Origin of the sequence: Roseiconus nitratireducens, assembly GCF_008629675.1 — a bacterium.
Classification (GTDB): Bacteria; Planctomycetota; Planctomycetia; order Pirellulales; family Pirellulaceae; genus Stieleria; species Stieleria nitratireducens.
On record NZ_VWOX01000015.1, the window covers coordinates 85551 to 111009 of the forward strand.

Below are 25459 nucleotides of genomic sequence, written 5' to 3' on the forward strand. Positions count from 1 at the left end.
TTGCGAGTCCACCGCCGTGGGATGCCCGGGCGGGCAGCTTTCCGGACCGGACGGGACCGACACCCCGCCGCAGGTGGGAAACCGGCGAACAGAGATCACGCATGCTTAGTCTATACCGATTCGTCCGCGTATTCCACGCGACTAATCGGAGTATCAGCGACAGCCCGGAAATGTGGAGCACGCGGCCCAGCCAGCAAACCTTCACAACGTAGTGAAAATGGGGCCTAACAGTAATCTTCGCCAAGAACAGGTCCGATACGTTTACTGATCCAGCCCGCCAACTTGATGCGAACCCGTTGAACGGTCGGCGGCGGATCGACCCAGAATACCCCGACGCACAGGACGCGTCGGGGAGTTGGAAGACGAGACTGCGCTTGGTTGAATCGATTCGTCCAATTCGGCGATTCGTTGTTCCACCACAACCAATCGCCATCGAGCTGAACGAAGTCGGCGGATTGTGAGTCCCACACCGCAGTCCGTCCGTGCTCGACGGGTGTTTTCAGGTGCGATCGCCGGCAACTTCGTCCAGCGACCGCGCCTGGATGGCGATTCGACGCAACGGCCTGTCCCGACTTCCAAATCGACCCGCGTAACAAAGAAGGGAGACGTGGTTCCGATGATCCGGACACTATTGACTTTGACCCTCGTGATTGGCACCAGCGTGTGCTGCCAAACTCAGGGAATGGATTTGCTTCACAAAATGATGAAGGGCTGCGGTGGCTCTTCTTGCTGCGACACCGGTTGCGCTGCTGATCCGTGCGGTTGTGCCGCCGAACCGGCATGCGGATGCGAAGCACCCGCTTGCGGTTGTGCCGCCGAACCGGCTTGCGGTTGCGAAGCCCCGGCTTGCGGTTGTGCCGCTGAACCGGCTGCTTGCTGCGCTGCTGAACCCGCCTGCGGTTGCGAAGCACCGGCATGCGGTTGTGCCGCTGAGCCCGCTTGCGGATGCGAACCCGCTTGCGGCAGCAAGAAGCACTGCGGATTGCTGGCTGGCCTGTTCGGCAAGCACAAGAAGAGCTCTTGCTGCGAACCGGCTTGCGGTTGCGAAGCACCCGTCGCTGGCTGCTGCGAAGAGCCGGCTTGCGGCTGCGAAACCGCTGGCCCCTGCGGATGCGCTGCTGAACCGACCTGTGCCGCCGATCCTTGCGGATGCGACATGGGCTGCGACAGCGGATGCTGCGGCTCGAAGAAGTCGTGCGGCGGACTGCTGAAGAAGCTGTTCGGCAACCTGCACGGCAAGCACGGATGTGATTCCTGCTGCGATGCAGCTCCGATGTGCGACAGCGGATGCGGATGCGGCGCCACCGTCGTTCCGGCTCCGGCCGTAGCCCCGGCTCCCGCGCCGGCTGCTGCCCCGATGCCCCCGGCACCGATCGTTGATCCCAGTGCCAGCATCTCACACAAGCGTCGCGTCATTCAAGCCAGCGCCCGCTACGTCCGCTGAAAAAGCGACACGTGGCTATTGAGCAACTTGTTGCTCGATCGCTGAGTCTTCAGACGCGAACCGCGAAAGCGGCTCGGCAGTTCGCTGCCGAGCCGCTTTTTTTCGTTCATCCAACGGGCCCCACCGCCCCCCTGCCAGACTTCTCAACCGCCAATCGTCGGTTACTGTTCGTCCGTCACTGATATGCTCGCCTGGACGGGATCCCGCCGTAACGGGTGTTTCGTACCGGGTGTTTGGCCATCGGTGGCCAGGCCTTACAATCGCGGTGACGGCATTCCCAACGATCGCCGACGCCCGATTGGATCGCGACCTCGCGTCGGCACAGCCGTTTCCTGATCGACCTCCGCCGATTTCCCCGTGAGCCTCTCCGGTCGGCCCGTTCACCAGGTCGGCCCGTCACTTCGATCCCGCTGCACTTTCGATCCCGCTGCCTACGGCCCACCGTCCACGGCCCACCGTCTACGGGTTCGGCTGTCAACGGGTTCAGCTGTCAACGGACTTTGCCCGCACTCCACCGCCCCCTGATGCACTCACATGCCTGAGCTTTCTGAATCTGCCGTTCGCGAATTGCTGGACCAGTACCCCGATCCTGAAACGGGGCGTCCCATGGGAACAATGGGCCAAATCGTTTCGTCCCAGGTCAGCGGACAATCGATCCGCGCGCAAATCGGTCTTTCCACGCACTCACGACCGATCGCGGACGACGTGCGGGACGCCATCGAATCGAAATTGGTCGCCGCCTTCCCTGGCTCCTCCGTCGAACTGACCTTCCAAGACCACCCCCGTCCGCCGGCACGCGTCGGCCAGACCGCGCTGCGCGCCAAGAGCGTGATCGCCGTCGGCAGCGGAAAAGGGGGCGTCGGCAAAAGCACCGTGGCAGCCTCCATCGCGCTGACGTTGCGACGCCTGGGCAGCAAGGTCGGCTTGATGGACGCCGATGTGTACGGCCCGAGCATCCCGCACCTGTTGGGCCTGCAAGGCCGACCGGGGATCAGTGAGTCCAAGCGGATCGACCCCATCCTGCTGGATGACGATCCCAACTTGTTTCCGATGCCCGTGATGTCGATGGGGTTCCTGGTCGACCCGAGCGAAGCCGTGATCTGGCGGGGACCGATGCTGCACGGTTCGATCAACCAGTTCCTGGGAATGACCGATTGGGGCGAACTGGATTACCTGCTGATCGACATGCCGCCAGGAACCGGTGACGTTGCACTGACGCTTTCCCAGGCAATTCCGTTGGCCGGCAGCGTGGTCGTGTGCACGCCCCAGGAAGTGGCCCTCCTGGATGCGGTCAAGGCGGCCGCCATGTTCCGCAAAGTCAACATTCCGATCCTGGGCATGGTCGAGAACATGAGCGGGTTTCTTTGCCCGGATTGCGGCAAGACCTACGACATCTTCGGCAAGGGCGGCGCCCGCGCGAAAGCGGAGGAGCTGGACCTGCCGTACCTGGGCGGTCTTCCCATCGATATGAAGCTTCGCGTCGCCGGAGACGAAGGGCGACTCTCCAGCCTGCTCAATCAAGACGATGCCGCGCGGGCACCGCTGGACGCGATCACCCAGGCGATCGTCCGCCAACTGGCTGCCCGCAGCGTTTCAGCCCCCACCAAACCCTCGCTGCCAACGCTGTAGGCTGGTGGTGCAAGCGGTTCTTCCATTCTGGATTTGTGACCAACGACGACGTGTTTGGCCACTTCACCGTCCCGCTTGCGGGACGGTGAAACAGAGAGAAAGTCAAGAAAACACGTGTTTTCCGCACTCGAAACTCTCCGCGACCTTCGTCTGGGAGCGCAAAAAAAACCGCCCGAGCAATCGCCCGAGCGGTTTGAATTGGTTGACTGAAGCCGACAGGAACATCGGCCGGTAAGAGAAGACTAGCGACGCTTCTTAGCGGCTCGCTTGGTAGCCTTCTTCTTGGTGGCTTTCTTCTTGGCAGCCCGTTTCTTGGTGGCTTTCTTCTTGGTCGCCTTCTTCTTGGCGGCCCGTTTCTTAGTTGCCTTTTTCTTGGTTGCCTTCTTCTTGGTCGCCTTCTTCTTGGCTCCCTTGCGGCTCACCTTTTTCTTAGCTGCGCGTTTCTTGGCAGCTTTCTTCTTGGTCGCTTTTTTCTTTTTGGCCACGTTCTTCCTCCGCGGAATTGGAATACGATGGCGAGTCATTGTGACTTGTCAGGGAACGTTCCCTTGCAAGCCACCGGCCACGGCCCGCCATTCGTCAGCAAGTGTCAAACGACGTTGAAATAGGTCATCCAACCTTCCAGTCAACATCACCTGACGTAAACCTGCGGTATTTGTACGCGCTGCGTCAAATTCCGCAACATCTTTTTGCAAAATTTGTGCTTGCATGAAAGGCCGTTTTTGCTAACGGGTCTTTGCTCCGCATGCCATTGCAAGCGATCCGGAAGTGGCATCGCAACGTCAAGAAACGCAACCCATCAAACAACGGGCCGCACAACAACGGCCCCGGGGTGCAATCCGAACTGTTGACGCAAATATTGATACAGCAATGCGTTGTGCAAATCATGTTGATGGGACTGCGGTACGGTTGCATCAACATCTCCACTTTCAAAGCACATCGTTCTCGCGCAACGCTGCCCAGCAAAGGCCACGGCGCATCACCGATTTTCACGTGTCGAAATGGCTTCGGTTTACTGCAAAAGTTTTTGCAAAAAAACACGCCGGTTCGATGTCATCTGGCGACGTTTTCATCGCGTTGCGCGTCTTAACGACCCGAAACGATCACGTGCGCAAGTCACCTTCAAGCATCGCTTGCGACCTCGTGTGACCTACCTTTGCGCATCATTTCGTCATCGCCAACTGTTGTTCATCGGCTGCAACATCTGGTAACTGCTGAACCCAAAGAACGCAAAGAAGATGGCCATCATCGGTTGGCCGTTGCGAAACGCGTAGAAAGCGAGGGCACCACTGCAAATCACACTGATCCACAGCGACTGGGCGATCGTTCCTCCGGTCATCAGGATCACGCTGCGCATGATTTGGCCGCCATCCAAAGGCCATACCGGAACCAGATTCAACAGGGCCCAAACGACACTCGGAAAAACGTAGAACGACACCAACGCATACAGGCCTTCGCTGTCGATCATCTTGCCGTCGCTGACCCAGGGAATCCGGTCCAAGTAGGCCGGCATGTTCTGGAAAATCGCGACTTCATAGCCGGCCAACTTCACCACCAGGATCACCGCCAGCGCGGACAGCAACTGCGCCGCCGGACCGGCCGCACTGATGATCAATTGCTCCCGTTCACCCATCCGGATCAGCGACCGCCCCGGCATCGAGCTGCTGGTCGGAATCGCCAGACCCCCGAAGTGGTACAAAACGATCGAGGATTGGATTCCATAATGCCGAAAGGCAAACGTGTGGCCCAATTCATGAATCAAGATGGACAGCAACAAGCACAACGTCCAAACCAACAACAATGGGGCGATTCCCAACGTTGAGGTGCCAAAGGCCTGAACAGGGCTGCCCGCTAAGAAGGCAAAGGCTTGGCACAGACCGTGTCCGATCACGACCGCCGCCAACCAAAATGTCCATGTGATGCGGACCGGAAACCCCATCAACATGAATCGCAGATCGTATTCGCTTTCCGGTGGCTCGCTCAACAACATTTCAATCGCCCTGTTTCAATCGGTCTGTCTTTCACTCGCCCCGCCGCCCGCTCGCAAGCGTCCTCACGGGTCCCTGGTCAACGTCACGCACGCAGTTCCACGCCAAACCGCCCGGTCGTCGGTTGCTTGTCGGATGCTGAAGGCCGGGGCGTCCCCCGGCCGCTCAAATTGATCCGAAATTCACCAATCCGGGGTCCAAAATAGCGTAGTGACGCGTCCGGGCGAAGCCATCCATGCCAATCGCACGATTTCTGATCGTGACCTGAAGGCGTATCGGGTACAATGTTTGCAGCGTTTTATGATGCGGTTCCCACCTGAAATGCCGCAAAACGTCCCGCCGGTGCCCTGCCTTGCGTTGATGCGGCTTAGTGCTGAGACGGCTTAGTGCTGCGTGGCTCTGTGCTGACATGGCTCTGTGCTGACACAGTTCTGTGCTGACACGGTTCTCCGCCGCCAGGTCGCGACTGCAGAAGTCTTGACCTGTCATGCGTGATCCGTCGCCGCCTGAACCGCAACGTCACGCCGAAACATGGCGCACCCTATCCCACCTTGAAGAATCGTTGTTCCATCAATGAAGTGCCACTTCGTCCATGCGCCCAGCGACGACCCTAGGCGACCGGTTTCCGAGATGCCCCGGCACCGCCACTTCACGCTTCAGCCGTTGCCCCGAACAAAATCGATCGGCCTTCGTGCTGATGTCGAAGCGACTCGCATCGGCATCGCTTGGCTGATCTTTGTCATGCTGGTGGCCTGGTCCACCCAGCTGGTCGCCGTAGAGCCCGAGTCTCAAACTGACAGCACTTCTGCGCCGAACTCGCTTCCATCGGGAGTCATGCCGCCGAAGGTGACCGCCGACTTTCTTCAAACACACTGCTTGGATTGCCATGACGGCGACTCCGGCGAGGGTGGATTCGGACTGGACGTTATTCTGGGCGAAAGCGCCCACGGCCTACCGGATCCCAAGGCGATGCATCACTGGGTGCGCGTCTTTGATCGTGTCAACGACGGAGAAATGCCACCGGATGACTACGGCGAGGTCGACGCAAAACAGAAAGCAAAATTCTTGAAACGAACCTTCCAGTGGTTGGACCAAACGCAATCGCAGCAGATCGCCCGGGAGGGCAGGGTACCCTCACGAAGGTTGACCAATCTGCAATTGGAAAACACGCTCTGCGATCTGTTGTCCGTCGACATTCCGCTTCGCCGGTTGATGCCACAGGAACAACGAACCGAAGGGTTCCGAAACATCGCTGAAGCGCAGGCAATGTCGCACTACTACCTGCAGGATCACCTGACGGTCGTTGATGCGGCGTTGGATGCGGCCTTTGAGCGGGCCGAGGACCGAACCGCAGGACTGGAACTGGAGATGCCGCCCGAACGCATCGCAAACAAACGCAAGGGGCAACGCAATCGTGATCCGGAAATGCGTCAAGATGCAGCCGTCGTTTGGGCCTGCGACATGTCCTTTTACGGACGCATCTCCAACAGCCGTTTGCGCGATGCGGGTTGGTACGACATCACCTTGAACGCTTCCGCCATCAAGCTGCCCAAAGATCGCGGTTTGTGGTGCACGGTCCGCAGCGGCGAGTGCGTTTCGCGCGCACCGCTGATGAGTTGGATCGGAAGTTTTGAAGCGACCGAGACGCCGGCCGAGTATCACTTCACCGCCTGGATCGAAGCCGATCACATGCTGGAAATCACGGTGACCGACAGCATGGTGGAGAAGGCGAGATTCCAGGGCGGGCAGGTCGGGTTTGGTGAAGGTGAACCGCAAGACGTTCCCGGGTTGGCAATGCACTCGCTTTCGATCCGCCGCGTCTTCCCGGGCGGAGAAGTCAGTGATGTGCGACAGAGTTTGTTCGGCGATCTGAAGGTGCGATTCGACAAGAAATCGAAGCGGTGGGAACTCGAGAGCGAAGCGCCGCAAGCCGATCTGAATCGCCAGCTGAAACGTTTCGCCGATCGGGCCTTTCGCCAGCCGGTGTCCGCCGAGCAGTTGCGGCCTTACGAGCAGGCGTTGCACGTGGCGCTGGAGAACGGCGTCGCTTCCGCCCAGGCCTTGCGTCAGGCCTACCGCGCCCTGCTCTGCTCCCCCAGATTCGTTTACTTCCAGGAACACCCCGGCCGCTTGGACGACCACGCCGTCGCGACCCGTCTGAGCTACCTGCTGACCGGTTCGATGCCCGACGCGGCACTCCGCAAGGCTGCCGATCGCGGTGAGCTTCGCGACCCGCAGACGATCATGGAGCACACCCGTCGGTTGCTGCAAGGCGATGGCCTGGAGCACTTCGTCACCGACTTTGCCGACCAATGGTTGGATCTGGCTGACATCGACTTTACCGAACCCGACCGCCGACGCTTCCGTGAATTCGATCAGGTCGTGCAGCACGCGATGCTGGAGGAGACGCGTCGGTTCCTGAATACCATGCTGGTTGAGAACCGACCGGCCCGCGACCTGGTCGACGCCGACTTCACGTGGCTGAACAATCGACTGGCGGAATACTACGACATTGACTGTTCGCTGGAACCGTCTCAGTGGACCCTCGTTTCATTGGCCGATCATCCGCGACGCGGAGGGCTGATGACGCAGGGAGCCATCTTGAAAGTCACGGCCAATGGGACAAACACCTCACCGGTCGTGCGCGGCGTCTGGGTTTGCGATCGATTGCTGGGTGTGCCCATTCCAGACCCGCCAGAGAACGTCCCCGCGATTGAACCGGACACCCGCGGCACCACCACCGTGCGGGAGATGCTGGAGAAGCACCGCTCGCAAGTGGAGTGCGCCGCGTGCCATTCCCGGATCGATCCGCCGGGCTTCGCCTTGGAGCACTTTAACGCCGCGGGCCAATGGCGCGATCGATACCGCATTGGAAACAAACGCTCGTCGAAGGAAGGTCCCGAGGTGGATTCTGCTTACCAACTTGCCGATGGACGTGAGTTTGACTCGTTCATGGAGTTTCGCGACCTGGCCGCGACCGATCACGATCGCGTGGCCCGAAACTTCGCCGCCAAGGTGCTCACCTACGCGACCGGTCGCGAACCGACTTTTGCCGACCGAAAAGCGTTGGATGAAATCGTTGCTGAAACCGAAGAACAGCAACACGGCGTTCGTTCGCTGATCGAAGCCGTCGTCACCAGCCAACCATTCCTCAACCAATAAGATCTGTGATGCGCAAACGAAATCGATTCCGCTTCGGACGCTTCCACACGACCCGCCCGCGACTTTCGCGACGCGGAGTCCTGCGGGGCAGCGGTGTCGCCATGTCACTGCCTTGGCTGTCGGCCATGCAGGCAGCCGGTGCCGCTTCGGGCCCCTCGACTCCGCGGCGTTTCGTCTCCGTCTCCCTGGGACTCGGCTTGCTCGGTGACAACCTGTTTCCTAAGCAACCCGGCAAATCGTACGAAGCGTCGCGCTACCTGCAATCGTTGCAAGATTTGCGTGATCAGTTCACGGTCGTCTCCGGAAGCAGCCACCCGGACGTTTCCAACGGACACCGGGCCGAGGCGAGCATCCTGACCGCGACCCCGATCGGAAACAGCGGCAGTGCGCGGAATACCATCTCCGTCGACCAGTACCTGGCGAAACACCTGGGCGATGAAACTCGGTTTCCGTCGTTGGTGCTCAGTACCAGTGGGACGCAAAGCCCGTCGTACACCGACACGGGGGCGATGATCCCGGCTGAGAGCTCGCCCAGTCGCCTGTTTGCCCAACTGTTCATCGACGATACGCAGCAAGAACGGTTGCGGCAGGCGGAGCGGATTCGCAACGGCCGCAGCATCATGGACATCGTCCACGACGATGCGCAGCGTCTGCAACGCGAACTGGGGGCCGATGACCGGAACCGACTGGATGCCTATTTCACCAGCGTCCGCGAATTGGAGCAGCGGATGGCCGCAAACGAACGCTGGGCCAAGTTGCCCAAGCCCAAGATCGATCGTGAACCGCCCAAGCCGTTGGATGCCAACGACATGGTCGGATCCCAAGCCTTGATGCTGGACATCATGAAGTTGGCATTGCGGACCGATTCCACGCGATTCATTTCGCTGCACTTGCCGGGCAACAACATCAAGGTCCCGATCCAAGGGGTCGAGCAGGGATATCACTCACTTAGCCACCATGGTCGCGACGAAGAAAAACTGGCCCAACTGGCACTGATCGAAGAACAGATCGTCGGGGCGTGGGGTGATTTCCTGCGATCCCTGGCCGGCATCGAGGAAACCGACGGCACCCTGTTGGACAACACCGCGGTATTGATGACCAGCAACCTTGGAAACGCCTCCAGCCATGACAACCGCAACATGCCGGTGATCTTCGGCGGCGGCGGTTTCGCCCACGGGCAGCACCTCGCCTTCGATCGAGACAACAATTATCCTTTGGCCAACCTGTTCGTCTCGGTGTTGCAACAGTGCGGACTCCCGTCGGCCGAATTCTCCAGTGGCAAGTCCACCATGACCGGGCTGGAACCGAACGCCGTTTAAAGGCGTGCGGCGGGACGGAATGTTTCCGATGCGCCCGGTCGATTTTTTTCAGGCCGAGACGGCGGCCCTCCGGGGCTGGTGACTGCGTGGTGTTCACACCGGCGGCCGAGGCCTCCGGCAGAATGCTGTCGGCCCAGCGGGCCTGGCATGCCTATTCCTAGGAAGCTCGGACGCCTAACCGATCCACTGGGCGACCTCGGGTGCGAAGTAAGTCAGCACGCCATCGGCTCCCGCCCGTTTGAATCCCGCCAGGCTTTCCAGCACGACATCCTGGCGGTCCAGCCAACCGCGTTCGGCTGCCGCCGCGAGCATCGCGTATTCGCCACTAACCTGGTAGGCAAACGTCGGAACCGCGAAGGTTTGCTTGACGCCGGCAATCAGATCCAGATAGGGCATTCCGGGTTTGACCATGACCGAATCGGCACCCTCGGCGAGATCCAAGGCGACTTCGTGCAGGGCTTCTCGCGACTGAGCGGGTGATTGCTGGTAGGTCTTCTTGCTGGCGCCGCCCAGATTGCCTTTGGACCCGACGGCGTCGCGAAAGGGTCCGTAGAAGGCGCTGGCGTATTTGGCCGCGTAGGACATGATTTGGACATTACGATGACCCGCGGTCTCCAGCGCATCGCGAATCACCCCCACGCGGCCGTCCATCATGTCGCTGGGAGCGATCACGTCACAACCGGCATCGGCCTGGACGACGGCTTGGCGGGCAAGCACCTGGATCGTCGCGTCATTGTCGACGTCGCCGTCACGAACCAGACCGTCGTGGCCATGGATGCTGTAGGGGTCCAAGGCAACGTCACAGATCACGCCCAAAGCGTCTCCGACCGCCTGCTTGATTTGGCGGACGGTGCGACAGACAAGGTTGTCCGGGTTGATCGCTTCGGCACCATCCTCGGTCTTTAATTCCGGCGGCGTCACGGGGAACACGGCGATCGCTGGAATGCCCAGGTCGCAAGCCCGCTTCGCGGCCGTCACCACCAAGTCGGTTCCCAGCCGATCGACGCCCGGCAAACTTTCGACGGATTGCGCGCCGGTCGACGCGTGCACAAAGATCGGCCAAATCAAATCGTTGACGCTCAACGATGACTCGGCGACCAGACGGCGCGACCAATCGTGACGTCTCAGTCGCCTCAATCGAGTGCGCGGAAAAGATCCGCGAGAGAATTCGTACATATTCAGCGGCCTGCTGATTCCTTTCTGCTGACGCGACTGTTACAGCCCACGATCCTCGGCGAACGACTGTCTGCGGTATCGCTGCTGATCCTGAACGGACTCGCGGACAATCAACTTGCCGTTGGAGTCGGTCATCAGAAACAATCCCGGCTCTTGCATCTGCTCATCTTCGATGATCTGCAACGGGACTCCCCCTTCGATATCGATCACCGTCGCTGACGAGTCGATCTTCGGATTCTCGACTTTCTTGACTTCCAACGTGATCGGATCGACCACATCCGCCTTCTCGGCTTCTCGGCCCAAGACGGTTCCCTCGGAAGCCTCGACGATCACCGGAATAAAGACACCCAGTCGCGGGTCGAAGCTGGAAGCAATGATCTCAGCCGTGGGCGATTCGCCTTCGACGACCACCGTCCGGTTGTTTTCCGTCACACGGCGCACTTTGTCCGCCTTGACCGGTCCGACCACGGCGCGATCCAGCGGCGGCAACGAGGTCGGTTCGCTGATCTCACTCCAGGGGCTCCAACGTTTGAAATCTCGCACGTTGTTTTGAGCGGCCTGGGCGGAAAGCTCGCTGACTCGCTGATACGCTTCCGGAGCCAATACGCTGCCCTTGGGTTGCAGTTCCGGATTCTTGGGGAAGTTCGGATCATCGACGCAGAACCGAATCCGGTACACGTACTGGTGCCCCCGCTTGGGTGCGTCGGGGTCTCTCTGGGCACCCCGCAGGTAAAAGAAGTCGTAGAAGCGAAGCAACTTGTAATCGACGGGGTTTTCCTCGGCAGCCTTTCCTGCCATCGCGTTGCCGGTGCCGCCCATCATCATCATGTCCATCTCCATTCCGGACTCCATGCCCATGCTGTCCATCATCTCCATCTCCATGCCCATCCCGTAGCTGCGAGAGGCACGACCGGTCATGTCGATCTCGACCTTTTCTTCATCGAAGATCGCTGGGCCTTGTCTCTTCTGCTCCACCTCCCGTTGAGCCTGTTCCATTTCCAGTTCTCTTTGGGACTTCATCGGGATCAGCGGATTCAGGCTGAAATCGGAGTAGTCGTCCAATAGCACCGGCGGGATCCACATGGTCAGCCCGTCGACCCGATAATCCGCAGGCACCAGCTCCGGAGCAAATCCGGACCAGTACCGGGCAGCGTTCAGCGTCGTCGTACGGCGGTTGTCCCGAGTCACCCAATCCGAGTCCTGCAATTCGTCAACGGTCTTGTTGGTGACGTCGGCTCGCTGAACTTCGTAGTCCAGGTAATTGGGGAAGTCGCGCCGCATCGGGTCGTAGTCAGCGGCATTGGAAAGGGCTTCCTGGTAGGCCTTGATGATGTCCTTGTGCGGGATCGCCGCGGATCCGGTAATGAAATAGCCGAAGCCCGGGACGGGTTCCTGATCAGCACCGTTGATGAAATCTTTGGTCTGCTTGGGCGTGACGCCGCGACGCTCAGTCGAATTCAACTTTCGCACCGGGCCGGAGGATTCGGTGGATCCGGTCGGTGTTCCGCCCATCATCATTTCCATGTCGCCATACCCCATGCCCTCGTCGCCCATCCCCTCCATCATCATCATCATTTCCATTTCCATGGCGTCGCCCCCACGGCCGCGACGGCGGCTGCGCGGCTTGACCTCTTGCTCCACCTTTTCAACCGGTTCGGCCGGCTCAAGCTCGCTTAACGGGTACTCACCGTCGCGCGACCGATAGGCCAGTGATGCGATCACTCCGAAGGTTTGGATGCCAGCCGGCGGGGAGAGGGTCGGATCTTCGCGACGCACCTGGCTGGCTTCGGACAACGCCGGGTCCCAGGGATCCAAGGCGTAAGACTTGGGATCGACTGCTTGGCTAAAATCATCCAGCTTTCGTGCGATGTCGAATTGCGGAACACGGTCCGGGATGATGTTCTCGTTGTGGTCTTCGTCGACCTGCCGTCGAACTTCCGTCGCATCGGCAGCCAGTCGATCGGGATCGTGCTGGGCCGTGATGTCCTCTTTGTTCATGCCTTCGTAAACGAGGTAGGCCGACAGCAGAATCACGATCGCCACGATCAACTTTTCAAAGTTGTAGACGATGAAGTCTTTGATCTTGTCAGAGTCCATGGTTACGTCCGGCTGATGAGAAGTTTGAATTCGGGTCGCGATGAGGTGACGGGGAACGGTTCGCCTGGTGCGGACCGTCGGATCGGATCAATCAATTGCCGCCAGCCGGTGTGGCGATGGCGGTCGGAGGTCCGGTCGGCGCGGCGCCGGTCGGATTGGTGGCCGGTGGCGTGGCCGCGGCCGGTGGTTGCGCGGCCGGCGGAGCGGGCTGGCCGGGGCCAGGCTGAGCTGGGCCTGGTTGGTCCGGAGTGGGCTGCTCCGGACCGGGCTGCGGAGTCCCGGTGGCGTCCGGGGTCGGGGTGCCGGCTGGCGGAGTGCCAGTGGCCTCGGGGGCCGGCGTCGAACCGTCGTCGGTCGCCGGAGGAGCCGGAGTCGGAGTGGGGGTCGGACTTGGCAGCGGATCGACAACTTCCGCCGACTCGTCAATGGACACGTCGTCGGTGACCTTTTCGATTCCCAACGACTCTTCGCTGGGCGGGTTGTAGAAGTAAATCAGGCCATAGATCTCGACTTCCATGTCCAACGGATACTTCTCCGGCTCCTTGGCTGACATGCCGCCCATTCCGCCCATGCCTCCCATGCCACCCATTTCCTCTTCCATGCCGCCGCCCATCATCATCTCTTCATACCCTCCACCGCCACCGGCATCGGAGGAGGTGGCACTGCCTTTGGGCATCTCGCGCACCTGGTGAATGTCCACCATCAACGGGGCGCTGCCGCACGCGGCGAGCAATTTCGGAACGCTTCGTTGATCCATTTGCAGGTGCATCATCACGGGCACGCGTTTGGCGACGGCGATGGCGACCTGGTTGGGATCGTTGCTGGTGAAGGCGCTGCGGAGGGTCGAAGCGGTGATCGGTTCCAGAGCGGTGTTGACGTAACGATCGTCCCCGGGATCGACTTCGATCACCGTGTCGGTCCCCATTCCGGTGCCCATGGATTCGTCCATCATCATGCCCATGTCCTCCATGTCCATCATGTCTCCGTATCCCCCGCCCATCCCAAAACCGGCGCGGACGCGAGATCCGGGATCGCTGATCGATCCGTTGTCGAAGGTGACACTTTTGCCGATGGCGAGCTTTTTGATCTCGCGGATCTCCGCTTCGAAATGCTGTTGGGCGTCACCGTTAACCGCGGCGACAATCTGCAGCAGTTGACGCAAGATCCACAGGTTTTCCTGCGAGTAATAGACGTCCAATTCGGAGGGATACTCTTTGGTGCCTCGCCAGGGAAACAGATCCTTCAACACGGCTTCTTGGCTGGAGGTGCTCCACTTGACCACGGGTTCGCCGGTGGAACCGGTGATGTCGACCGTTGCGCGCGATCGCGCCCCGCTCCTCATCATGTCCATGCTCTCCATCCCCGACTCCATCCCCATGCCCATCATGCCGCCACGCCTTCTCGCCGCGTCAAAATCCGCCGTCCATTTGGCCTTCGCGATTTTGGCGTAGTCGGGCAACGTTTCGCCGATGTACTGCTCGTAGCGACGCAACAAAGCGGGGTTGACGTTGTCGTCGGTCTCGCTGGGCGGAAACTGCTCGTACTTTTCGAATGGCAGCTTCAGCGTGTTGGTGTCCACGATGCCCGTTTCCGGATCCCTGGCGTACTTGAACTCACGCAGAAACTCGTCTTGCAGCTTGTTCGGCCACGTCAGGATGTCGCGTTGGGCATCGAACACTTTCTGCCAGGCATTCAACACCTCGACCTTGCGCTCGTCGATCATCTCCTGCATCTTTTCGTGCGTCAGATCGTTGGGCTGATCGGGCATTTCGCTGCGATACTGCGAAACCTTCGAAACGTCACTCTTGATCTTGCCGATCTGAGTTTCCGTTTGGTTGTTCAGATCGCTGGTGGACAGAAACCAAACCGCCAACGCCCCGATCAGGACGACGGTGCTGCCGATCCAGAATCCGTGCTTGATGGCGACGGCCAAATATTCTTTTACCTGGTCCATGACGATGGTTCGCGTATTGAAAGGTGAGAAGGAGGCTTGTCGTGTGGCCGGCATCCGAACGACTGAGCGGTGCGGCCGACGCTTGGAATTGACGATGCGCACATCGTCTCAATCATGGCTTTAGGGATTCGCGGCAACGGAGTTATCCAGTTCTTCACCCTCGGTTCCTTCCTCCGGTGCTTGCTGCGCCTCCTCCTCGGCTTTCAATCGCCGCGCTTCTTCGCGTTGGGAGTAAGTCGTCTCGTTCCACACGAACTGGAAGATAAAATCCATTCGTCGAGGCGTCAGGAATTTGGGCTCACCGTTTGCGTCGGTGATCACACCGCCGGTTCCCCCGGCGGGCATCGGCGCCGCGGCGCTGCCCGTGGCACCGATCGTCGGTTCTTCGTAGTCCGGGTTGGGGATCGAATCCTTCACGGTTTCCGCGATGTCCAGCAGCAGCGGATAGGTGATCCCCAATTCCTTGGGAGTGTATTCGACGATCTCCGAAGGGTTGTTGGGATTGGGCAGCTTGATGGACTTGCTCTGCACGTCGTCGGGCAGCAGCGACGGGTCTCGGAATGCGGTCGTCAGGTAACGACGGATGTGGTTGTTGCCGTCCAAACCGACCCGCTCGGGGTTGTTGTAGTAGTGGTAGCCCTGCAATTCGATCACCCAGGCTTCGCCGGTGGGCCCGGTATCGACCTCAGCGGGGGCGTCGCCTTCGGGCTTCTTGATGCCCATCAACTTCTTCCAGTCAGCGTTTTCCTCGGTGAACCGCTTCTGGCGTTTTTCGTACCACGGGGCGATGTCCTCGTAGTGCTTGGTTTCGAAAGACGTGATGTGGAAATCGATGCGATCTTCGTACGGCACTTGCTTGGGCGTGGGCATCTTCCCCTCTTCGACGCCCTCGTAGACACCGCGGGGAATGATCTGGTTGATGCCGCGGATCAACTCCAGCCACACCAGGCGTTCTTCGGCGTCACCGGTGATTTCTTCGCCGACCGCGTTCAGGTACGTCAACTTCTTTTCCAGCGTGCTGTCCTGCTCGCGATGCTGGTCCGCGTAGCTGGCCATGCTGCTGACTTCGGTGTTGGCCTTGTTCCAAATCTTTTCGTGGCTCTTCTGCCAACTGTCCTGGGTGAAGTAGAAGTTTGCGGTCAGTCCGAACAGCAGTGCCGCCAGCCCGCACAACGTCCAGGGCTTTTTGGCCCGGATCATCCGCTCGGTGATGATCTCCTGGGGGACCAGGCTGGCGTGCACCTGGGAAACGCCCAGCCCCTGCAGGCACAACCCGTAGCAGACCGCAAAGGTCGTGGCGTTATCGCGGAAGGTCGGGATCGCCAGGACGTCGTCGCCGCCCAAGCGGTTGAAACGATCCAGGACATGCACATCAAAGCCCAGGTTCTTGCCCAGGTAGGCTGCCAGCCCCGGCATCTTCACCGTGTTCCCGGTGATCAGCAGTTCGGAAATCTCCGCCTTGCGATCGATGCTGCGGAAGAATCCGATCGAACGCTGCACCTCGGTGACCAGGTCGTTGAACACCGGACGCATGGTTTGGAAGACCAACTTGGGGTCGGTCGCTTCGCGGGCGTTGCGTTTGAGATGCTCGGCTTTGGCGAACGTCAGTTTCAGGTCCTTGGTCAACTGACGGGTGAAGTGGTTCCCTCCGATCGGCATGCTGCGCTGCCAGATGCGGAAACCGTTGGTGACAATCAGGTCGGAAGAGTCGGTGCCGATCGACAGGACCACGCTGGACTGCGGCGGCTCGTCCGGATTGAACACCTCCTCATCCAACCGCTCACCAAAGCGGTCGTAGGCGACCATGTTGTACAGGGCGATCGGCGCCAGCTGAACGACGTCGACCTCCAGGCTGGCTTTGTCAAACGGGGCAAGTTGCCGGAACGCTTGCTCACGTTTCATCGCGAACAGTCCGACCTCGCTTTCCAAGGCGTAACCGTCCTCGATCATGCTGCCCGGCATCATCTGGTAGTCCCAAACCACGTCGGACAGTTCGAACGGGATCTGCTGGCGGGCTTCGTATCGCACCAGGTCGGCGATCTTTTTGACTTCCACCGGCGGCGGCTTGAAGAACTTCGACAGACCGCTCTGCCCGGGCACGCTGATGCAAATCTTGTCCGTCATGCCCTCGTTGCGTTCGAGCAACTGGCCGAGCGCTTCGGCAATCAGTTCCTCGGCGTCCGCCTCGGGCTGACTGAGGATCTTGGGGTATTCGACGTAATCGAACGCGTCCGCGACGACCTCGCCGTCAATCAAAGAACATCGCAGCGCCTTCAGGGCCGCTTGTCCGATTTCAATTCCCCAGACGGATGAGCTTTTTGCCATGGTTGAACGTTAGACAAGTTAGAAAGGTCGGAATCGACGAGGATAACCGCCGATGAAAACGCGGCGGAAACGCCGCATCATTCGGAACGATCGGAACCATCGTCGCCATCGGTCCCGCTGTGATCAGTCCCTACGCGGAACAACGCCCAATTGGTCCGAGATAAATTGTGGCAGATTTCTAGCGTCCCATTGGGTTCGCATCGCCAGTTTTGCCGCAAATTCCAGATTATCAGGGTACTCCAGGCAAGCCGCCGGCTCCACGTTTCTACGCAGCGACTCCCTCTTTTTGTTTCATTGTGGCCCCCGCCCCAGGTGCAACACGCAAAACCGGCCTTGCAATCGGTTCCGACCGTGGTGGTTCCGATCGTGGTGAACCGGGACGCGGTCGACACGATCGCCTCGGTAGTCTCAAGTCTTCCTTGGCAAGACGGCAGCTCCGTTTCAGGTCCCGCGAGCGGGATCGAACGGTTCAAAATCAACTCCACGAACCGGCCGACGGACGGGCGCGGCTTCACGGTGAGCTCCACGACTCGTTCCGGGCGTTCACCCGGCAGGTCTCAGAATCACCACCGCGTGGGCAGTCGGCGAACAGATAAGTCACGAAAAGATAAGCGAAATGAAGACGCCGATTTCCAACCAGCCTGGCATTTGTAACCCTGACTGATGTGGCAACCTCTTAAAAATCGCCTTGCAGTAGTCTATCCCTCCGACCACCCCGGCGTCAAATTGTTTCGCAGTGGTGAACTCGCACGTCGGGTGCCCGCCAGCCCGTCTTCACCTGCGTGCCGCCCGCCGATCCAACACCCCAACACAACCGCCACCGGCTGGGGGGATCGCAAGGTAGCGACGTTCGCCCGAGAGTGGCGAGCCGGCCTACGGGGCGTTGCTGGCCAAGCCGATCCCGATCATCCTCCCCCCTAACGTTCCGTCCTCGTGAATCGCTTCAGCCGACCCATCGTCACGAAGGCTGATCGCCAGCCCCAATCGCGATCGCATCCGCCCCGACGTCCGCACGCAACTTCTTCAATCGTGATTCTCCTGACCGTTTGCCCCTCCGCCAATCACTTGGATGTCTGTTCAACCGTTTGACGAATGTTCCGTTCTGATTCCCTCGGCGACGTTGGAGGACTTCCCGGTCGGCGGAAACGACTCGGACGCCCGCAGCCTGTTGGCCGGCTGGACCGTGCTTTGGCATCCGCTGCTTCTGGCTCGGGCCGAACAGGTTCCGTCTTGGTACCGAGCCGATGCACCGCCCACGCCGGACGGCCCGCGAATCATCGTCGTGCCGGACGCATCGTTGGAGCAGGTTCCGAGCGACTACCGGCGCAAGTGCGATGCCAACCCGGCCTGCCGTTGGGTCACCGGAGCGGACCGCACCGCAATGCTCGCGGCCCTGGAGCTTTCCGACGACGATCCGGCAACCGCCCCGATCACGCATGACGGTCGGACGCTCGCGGTGGAAGACTTCTTCGCCGCAGGGTACCTGTCGCTGCAGATCCAAATCATGACGCGACGGCTGCGGTACACGAGCAATCTGGACGAGATCTATTTGCAAAGCCGGATCGTCGCGGCGGCGCAGGCGTTTCTGAATCGGCAGGGACAAGCCACCGCCGAAGCGCTGCACGACGTTTTTGACTGCCTGTCCGAAGAGCGCGACCACTATTTTTCAACCGATCCCCACCTGATCGACCTGACACTGTTGACGCCGCAGGTCCTGGAAGAAGCGATCCGATCGGGATGGTGCCAGCGTTTGAAATCGGATTCGGGTTCCAGCGATGAAAGTTCCGGCGTGCTGCCCACCCCGCGAAATGTGCTGATCGACGGAGCGGTGGCCGCGGCGATGTCCGAAGCGGATCGTGAAGGCAGCGATCTGTACGAACCGTTTCGCAGCCTGCTGCAGCAGGGCACGGTGGGCTGGGCCGGCGGTGGACCTTCGGGCACCCCAGTGACGGCGGGCCCAGTGAAACCAGAGGCCACGGCGGAGCCGACCGTCGATGCGTTGACCATCCGTCAGGCGACCCGGCAGCTCGAAAGGGAAATGGAATTGGTCGAAGCAGCGGTTGGTGCGCGTCCAACCGTCTACGGCCGCCTGTCCGGAATCACCCCCGCCGACCTGCTGCCCAAACTGGCATCGCTTGGCTACCGCGGCGTGATCCCCATGGACTTCGTGGCCGGAACCGGCCACGGGGAAGAAGCCAAGGTGCTCGTCCCCGCCGGCAACTCGGAGATCGAAGCGCTGACGGCCAAGCCGATCGACGCCGCCAGCGATCGCGCATTCCTTTCCTTGGGCGCGGTCTTGGGAGAATCCATCGACAGCGGCGAAATTGCCACCGGCCTGCTGGTCCACTGGCCCGACCGGGTGTGCGACAGCTTCCTGGACCTGTGTCGCGCCGCCACCTGGTGCCTGGCTCTGGGAAAGCTTTGGAAGCTGGATCGTTATTTCCGCGAAGGTGAACGCCCCTACCACACCGGCACCCTGGAAGCGATCTCCAAGCAAGCGGCGATGGCCCTGGCCGATCAGATCGATGCACCGGACGGGCCGGGCCTGACGGAGTTGGCCGACCAGTTCCGAGAGGGGCTGCGGCAGGAGGTTCGGAGGACAAGCCGATCGATCGCGACGCTGGCCAAACCCGCACTGCTGGAGGACGTCGATTCCGATCCGGAGTCCACGCCTGAGCAGGTCGCCGATGCCCTCCGCAGCGCCTTGGGAATCCGCCCCTCCGGTGCTTCCGCGACTGACGCGGTGGACGACGTCCTTTCGTTCAATCCCCACAGCGTTCCGCTCCGCGAACAAACCGTTCTGTCCGGCGGCGCCCCGGCCAACAGCGATTACGTCTACCACGTCACCGGACTGGACGGTACTCGCTGCGGCGTGACGTACGACTTGCCGGCGATGGGATTCACGCGCGTCGGGGCCAGCGAACCGGTCCGCCGTCCCGGGCTGCTGCAGCGGTTGCGTTCGGGCAACAAACAGCTCGCCGAAGACGCGGTGTTGAAGAACGAGTTCATGGCGGTTTCAATCAGTGATACCGCCGGCGGCATCGCGGGCGTGTACAGCGCCTCGCGCGGCAATCGGCTTTCCATGAAGTTGGTGGCCGTGGTGGACGGGACCGACGACTTGGAAATGGTTTGTGAAAAGGTTCGCATCACGCACTCCGATGCGTTGTCCGGATCCATCGAAACCACCGGAACGTTGCGCCACAAAAACACGACACTCGCCAGCTACCGTTTGACATTTCGGCTGGCCCGCGGCAGCCGGTTGTTGGACGTCGAAGGCGAAATCCGCACCACGGCCGACGCCGCCAAAGCAGCCGGCAGTGGAGGTTTATGGAAAAACTACGTTGCCGTCCGCACGGCCGTCGCCGAAGAGGGAAGCATCGTGCGCTCCCTGGTGCGTGACAAGGTGCACCGGTCATCGGCAAGGCGTCTGGTCGCACCGTTGGGGGTGCTGATCGATGAAGCGGAAAAACAAACGCTGGTGGCCGGCCACGGCCTGCCACTGCACCGACGCGTCGGAGACCGTTTCGTTGACACGCTGGTTGGCCGGTTGGCCCACCGTGCGGCGAGCACCGATTCGCCGGACCAGGCCGGTGGCTCCGCGAAGCAGGCTTCCGAAACGTTGACATTCCGGATGACCTACGCCTTCGATGCTCCCAACCCGGTCGCCCTGGCCCGATCTTGCATCGCCCCGCCGATCCGACTGGCGGTTGGTAAGGAAAGCGGACCGCCGAAGAATGACCAGGCCTGGTTGGTCCACCTATCTTCCAAAGACGTCATCATCACCGACATCCGGACCCGGCGTCGCGACGACGGCAAACTGGCCGCGCAACTGCAGGTCGTTCAAACACGTCCCAAGCACGCCAACGTCAGCTTGCAGTTTTGCAACTTTGCCGTGGCCGCGTTTTTACTCGACGACGCGGGGCTCAACCGTTCGCTGGAAGAATTGCCGGAGGACGTCCGTTGTTCCGACGGCGTGGTCAGTCTGTCGCTCGGTGGCCACCAAGCCGTGGAACTGGTGGTCGTCTTCGACGTGTGAGCGAGGTGCGGATGCCCGAGTCAATAGCGACGCTCGTCAGAGCGTGGCTTTCCGCCGCGATCGAGACGGCAGCTGCGGGCGTCTGACATGTTTCCAAGCACGGTCTCGCGGCGTCGCCCCTTTCCTTGTGCTTCGTCCAACAAAAAAAACGCGTCGAGGAGGCTCGACGCGTTTTCAAAACTGGCGGAACACACGGCATTTGCGGCCGCATCGCAACCCGAATTCTAGTTCGCGAAGCGGTAAATGCAGTCACCGCGGGCGCTTTCGGTCAAGTAATAGACTTCGCCGTTTTCGTCTTCGCCAAATGCCAGCACCGGAACACTCTCCGGGATGACTTGCTGGTTCTTGACCGCCGCCCCTTTGTCCTGATCGTACGTCAGGGCCCAAACGACACCGGTCACGTAGTCGGCATACAAGTACTTGCCGGCCAGCTCGGGAACGCGGGATCCTCGATAGACCCGTCCTCCAGTGATCGAACGACCGATTCGATGGTCGTACTGCCACACCGGCTCGATCGGATCGCCGGTGCCGGCCACGCCGTTGCCGAAGGGATTGGTTCCTTCACGCACGCTCCAACCGTAGTTGCCACCTTTGACAATCAGGTCCACTTCTTCCCACAACTCCTGACCGACATCGCCGATCCACAGATCACCGGTCTTGGAATCGAACGCCAGCCGCCAAGGATTGCGAACGCCGTAAGCGTAGATCTCACCGCGTGCGCCGGGCGTGCTGACAAACGGGTTGTCCGAGGGGATGCCGTACTTGGAATCGCCCGACTGGTTGTCGACGTCGATGCGCAGAATCGATCCGAGCAACTTGGAAAGATCTTGTCCGGCGGCCAAAGGATCGTTGCGAAAGCCGCCGTCGCCGAGCCCGATGTACAGGTAGTTGTCGGGCCCAAATTCGATGCTGCCGCCGTTGTGGTTTTGGAACGGTTGCTCGATCTCCATCAACACCACTTCGGAATCCGGATCAGCCTTGTTCGGATCATCCTCGGAGACATTGAATTGCGACAGGATCGACTTCTGGCCGTCGGCGTGGGTGTAGTAAATGTAAAACTTTCCGTTGGATTTGAATTCCGGATGCAACGCCAATCCCAACAACCCCTGTTCGTTGGCCCCCCGATTCTTCCAGTCGAACACCTTGTCCCGCAGATCCAGGAACAAGTGCGACTGGCTGACTTCCGGATCGTTCTTGAACGTCCAGATGGCTCCGTTCTGGGAAATGGCAAACAGTCGGCCGCTCCCATCGGGTGCGTGCCGCAATTCGATCAACCGCAACGGACGAAGTTGTCCGTTCGCTCCGACCGGATCCCATTGGTCCCACTTCAGGTTTGGAAACGCGAGTTCCGATGACAGCCCCAGTTTTCCATCGATGGGCTGCGGTACCGACCCGTCCTTGCCCAAGTGGCGAACCTTGATGTTTCGGAACGAAACGCGATTGCCGTGGTCCTGCAGACAGATGTGTCCCGAATCGGCTTTTCCGAACCCTTCGAACTTGGCGAACTTGCTCTCGGCGACACGCCGCTGCCAATCGTCGCTGCCGATGTCGAACTGGTAATACCGCACACCGTTGACGCAGACTTCGCAGCCGCCCGGAGCGATCCGCAGATAGATTTGGTTCCACTGGCCGGCCGGACGCGTGGCATCGATGTAGTCGTCCGAGTCGCGTTCTTTTCCGGGGCGATACAGTTGGTACAGCCAACCGCTCAACTGCGGATCGTGTCCCTTGATGTTGTCCTGGATTTGCACTTCGGGGCCACTGTGCCAGGGCACCGGATTATCTTCGGTCACGTGGAACATCAGCCCGCTGTTCCCCTCCGGACTGATTCTGTAATCCAGCAGCAATTCGAAGGCGTCAAAGGTTTCCTTGGTGACGATGTCGCCGGCTCCCTTGGAATCGCGCACCAGCGCGCCGTCGATGATTTTCCAGCCGTCGCTCAGAGAATCCTTCTTGTAGTTTCGCCATTGGTCCGCGGTTTTCCCGTCAAACAACAGTTTCCACCCGCTGCGCTGTTCCGCTTCGGAAAGCTGGTTGACCGGCGAATCCGCACGGACCACGCCGGCGACCAGCGACAGCGTCAAACAGGTGAGCGTCGCCGTCAGACGACCGATTAATTTGGAAGGCATCATTCGTTTGAGTTCATGAGGAAATGGGGAAGGCACGGAAACCGAACGCCGCTTTGGGACGTCCGGATGACCATTGTTTTCTGGAAACCGGTTCCTGGCAACGCGACAGTTTAAACCGACCACGCGGCCCATTGTTCGGTCACGGCAACAATTGCTTCGGTCAACTGGCGCAATTGATCCGGAGCGACCACCAGGGGAGGGGTCAGGTAAATGCAGTCGCCGAACGGGCGGATCCAAACGCCACGGTCGACAAATGCCTGACGCAGCCGGTCGACGTGGTCCAGCGAGTCGACTTGGACCACCCCGATCGCGCCTTTGACCCTCACGTCCACCACGCGCGGCAGATGCCGACACGGCTCCAATCCGCGACGGAGTTCGCGTTCGATTTTCGCGACCTGTTCCAGCCGAGGCTCGCGTTCGAACAGATCCAACGAAGCTCCCGCGGCGGCGCACGCCAGCGGATTGGCCATGAAGGTCGGACCGTGCATCAGGGCCGATCCGGGATCATCACTCCAAAACGCTCGAAAGACCCGCTCGGTCGCTACCGTCGCCGCCAGGCCAACCGCACCGGCCGTCAACGCCTTGCCCAAGCACAAAATGTCGGGAACGATCTGCGCCTGCTCGACAGCGAACATCGTTCCGGTGCGGCCAAAACCGGTTGCCAGTTCATCGGCAATTAGCAGCACGCCGTGTCGGGCGCAGGCTTCGGAAATCGCGGCCAGCGTTTGCGGCGAATGGAACCGCATCCCGCCGGCACCTTGGACCAGCGGTTCGACGAAAACCCCAGCCAGCTCACTGCGGTGACGCGACAAGTGGTCGTCAAAACGCTCGAGCGCCGCTGCGTCGTTGGGCAACGGCAAACTCGTTTGCTGCAACAGCGCCGCTCCGAACGCCGCGTGCATGCTGCGGTCCGGATCGCACAGGGACATCGCACCGGTCGTGTCACCGTGATAGGCGTTGGCAAACGAAACGAACCGAGTGCGGCCGCGGTCCCCACGGTTGCGGTAATATTGCAGCGCCATCTTCATGGCAACTTCCACCGCCACCGAACCGGAGTCGGAAAAAAAGACGCGATCGAGGTCCCCGGGCAGAATCGCCGCCAGACGCCTTGCCAAGTTGGACGCGGGCTCGTGATTGACCCCGCCGAACATGACGTGCGACATCGCGTCGATCTGCCGATGCATCGCCGCCCGGATGTGGGGATGGTTGTAGCCGTGACAGGCGGACCACCAGGACGCCAAACCGTCGATCAGACGGCGACCATCAGCCAAGTGCAGGTACACGCCCTCGGTGTGCGTCACCGCGATCGGCGTCGGTGCCGTTTTCATTTGGCAGTACGGCATCCAGACGTGGTCCAGACCCGCGGCCTGCCAGGGCGGGATCGTTTGCTTCACTTGGTGGGTCGTCGTCACAGGCAAATCCGACGGGCGTCATCAGGCACACGGAAAAGGTTCAAATCGGCCGGACAGCCTACCGGTGGAGCGGGACGGCGACAAACGGATACAATCCGGCCTCCGCCGCGGGGCGAAGAATGCCCTGCGGCCGACAATTCCGTTGCGGCTGACAACGAGAGAGCAATTGACATCGTGTGCCTTGAAGATCTGCCCCGTTTCACCGTGCTTCGACACGCGATCGGCGAAGGTCTGGAACGTCTCAGCGACCGGGCGGGACGATCGGCCGCAAGCGACTCCGACACGGTGCCGGCGCATGGAGTCCACTGGGACTGGCTGTTTGCACCACCGCCAGTTCCGGGAACGGGTTTGATCACGCCGCGGGAGAATCCCTCCGATGCCGCGAACCCCATGCGGGACCGGCGGTCGTTGTGGACCTGGGCGACCGAGCCACTTTCTGAATCGGGCTGGGGACGCTGGACAGCAGAGACGTTCACGTCAGTGCCCGCGACACGGCTGGCCGACCACCGATTTCGTTACCTGGATTTCCAAGGTGACCTGGGTGCCGACCGCGGCTTCGTTTCCCAAATCGCGACCGGGCATTACCGGCCCGTGGGACTTTCCTCCGACCCGTTTGAAGCCGAACTGATCGTCGCGGTCAACGATCGATCCCAACCGCCGACGGTGGGCTACCGTTTGAAATTCTCGCGACAGAACTCGGGACCGACCACCACCGCCGGACAATCCTGGCAGCTGCGGATCGAGACGCCAGGAACCGAAACGGAGTCGCCGCGCAGGTAAGTCGCCGC

16 protein-coding genes are annotated in these 25459 nt (G+C 60.6%); 7 read left to right on the top strand and 9 right to left on the bottom strand.

The features are described from left to right. The first annotated feature begins 1156 nt into the window (after window positions 1–1156). Together FYK55_RS29810 and FYK55_RS22375 are read left to right on the top strand one after the other, a co-directional pair. Entirely contained in the window at window positions 1157–1444 is a 288-nt protein-coding gene (locus FYK55_RS29810) for a hypothetical protein (RefSeq protein WP_235908901.1), read from the top strand. A 534-nt stretch (window positions 1445–1978) separates the two neighbouring features. Beyond that, window positions 1979–3073 (top strand): Mrp/NBP35 family ATP-binding protein, encoded by a 1095-nt coding sequence (locus FYK55_RS22375; protein WP_150078847.1) that lies wholly within the window; start codon window positions 1979–1981, stop codon window positions 3071–3073. 242 nt (window positions 3074–3315) lie between these two features. On the opposite strand, the gene FYK55_RS22380 is transcribed toward FYK55_RS22375, so the two are convergent. Both FYK55_RS22380 and FYK55_RS29520 read right to left on the bottom strand, forming a co-directional pair. Next, the gene (locus FYK55_RS22380; RefSeq protein WP_201743779.1) at window positions 3316–3558 is read right to left on the bottom strand and encodes a hypothetical protein; all 243 of its coding nucleotides are present in this window, start codon (window positions 3556–3558) and stop codon (window positions 3316–3318) included. 48 nt (window positions 3559–3606) lie between these two features. Next, window positions 3607–3783, bottom strand: a complete 177-nt coding sequence (locus tag FYK55_RS29520) for a hypothetical protein (RefSeq protein WP_201743780.1) — start codon at window positions 3781–3783, stop codon at window positions 3607–3609. A 58-nt stretch (window positions 3784–3841) separates the two neighbouring features. Here FYK55_RS29520 and FYK55_RS22385 point away from each other — a divergent pair, with 58 nt between their 5' ends. Continuing rightward, window positions 3842–4222 carry a hypothetical protein gene (locus FYK55_RS22385; RefSeq protein WP_150078848.1) on the top strand — a complete coding sequence of 127 codons (381 nt, stop codon included), beginning with the start codon at window positions 3842–3844 and terminating at the stop codon, window positions 4220–4222. A 22-nt stretch (window positions 4223–4244) separates the two neighbouring features. Here FYK55_RS22385 and FYK55_RS22390 read toward each other — a convergent pair whose 3' ends face one another. Next, window positions 4245–5063, bottom strand: coding sequence for a site-2 protease family protein (locus FYK55_RS22390; protein ID WP_150078849.1), 819 nt, complete (start codon window positions 5061–5063; stop codon window positions 4245–4247). 661 nt (window positions 5064–5724) lie between these two features. Between FYK55_RS22390 and FYK55_RS22395 the strand changes: the two genes are divergently transcribed. Together FYK55_RS22395 and FYK55_RS22400 are read left to right on the top strand one after the other, a co-directional pair. Next, a complete protein-coding gene (locus FYK55_RS22395) occupies window positions 5725–8223 on the top strand; it encodes a DUF1592 domain-containing protein (protein ID WP_235908902.1) in 2499 nt (832 codons plus the stop codon). Between the two features lie 8 nt (window positions 8224–8231). Further along, entirely contained in the window at window positions 8232–9542 is a 1311-nt protein-coding gene (locus FYK55_RS22400; RefSeq protein WP_150078850.1) for a DUF1552 domain-containing protein, read from the top strand. A 174-nt stretch (window positions 9543–9716) separates the two neighbouring features. On the opposite strand, the gene hemB is transcribed toward FYK55_RS22400, so the two are convergent. From hemB to pilM, 4 genes are all read right to left on the bottom strand, one after another. Further along, window positions 9717–10718, bottom strand: coding sequence for a porphobilinogen synthase (hemB, locus tag FYK55_RS22405; RefSeq protein WP_150078851.1), 1002 nt, complete (start codon window positions 10716–10718; stop codon window positions 9717–9719). A 39-nt stretch (window positions 10719–10757) separates the two neighbouring features. Then, window positions 10758–12815 (bottom strand): hypothetical protein, encoded by a 2058-nt coding sequence (locus FYK55_RS22410; protein ID WP_150078852.1) that lies wholly within the window; start codon window positions 12813–12815, stop codon window positions 10758–10760. A gap of 91 nt (window positions 12816–12906) precedes the next feature. Next, complete coding sequence (locus FYK55_RS22415; protein ID WP_201743781.1) at window positions 12907–14769, bottom strand: hypothetical protein; 1863 nt, start codon at window positions 14767–14769, stop codon at window positions 12907–12909. A 120-nt stretch (window positions 14770–14889) separates the two neighbouring features. Next, the gene (pilM, locus tag FYK55_RS22420) at window positions 14890–17094 is read right to left on the bottom strand and encodes a type IV pilus assembly protein PilM (protein WP_150078853.1); all 2205 of its coding nucleotides are present in this window, start codon (window positions 17092–17094) and stop codon (window positions 14890–14892) included. A gap of 1069 nt (window positions 17095–18163) precedes the next feature. On the opposite strand from pilM, the gene FYK55_RS29525 reads away from it, so the two are divergent. Beyond that, window positions 18164–21130: a hypothetical protein gene (locus FYK55_RS29525; protein WP_201743782.1), complete on the top strand. Its 2967-nt coding sequence runs from the start codon at window positions 18164–18166 to the stop codon at window positions 21128–21130. Between the two features lie 224 nt (window positions 21131–21354). Here the strand turns inward: FYK55_RS29525 and FYK55_RS22430 are convergent, their stop codons facing one another. Further along, window positions 21355–23262: a PQQ-dependent sugar dehydrogenase gene (locus FYK55_RS22430; RefSeq protein WP_150078854.1), complete on the bottom strand. Its 1908-nt coding sequence runs from the start codon at window positions 23260–23262 to the stop codon at window positions 21355–21357. Between the two features lie 107 nt (window positions 23263–23369). After that, window positions 23370–24671 carry an adenosylmethionine--8-amino-7-oxononanoate transaminase gene (locus tag FYK55_RS22435; protein ID WP_235908903.1) on the bottom strand — a complete coding sequence of 434 codons (1302 nt, stop codon included), beginning with the start codon at window positions 24669–24671 and terminating at the stop codon, window positions 23370–23372. Between the two features lie 174 nt (window positions 24672–24845). On the opposite strand from FYK55_RS22435, the gene FYK55_RS22440 reads away from it, so the two are divergent. Continuing rightward, window positions 24846–25451, top strand: coding sequence for a hypothetical protein (locus FYK55_RS22440; protein WP_150078855.1), 606 nt, complete (start codon window positions 24846–24848; stop codon window positions 25449–25451). Window positions 25452–25459: the final 8 nt, after the last annotated feature.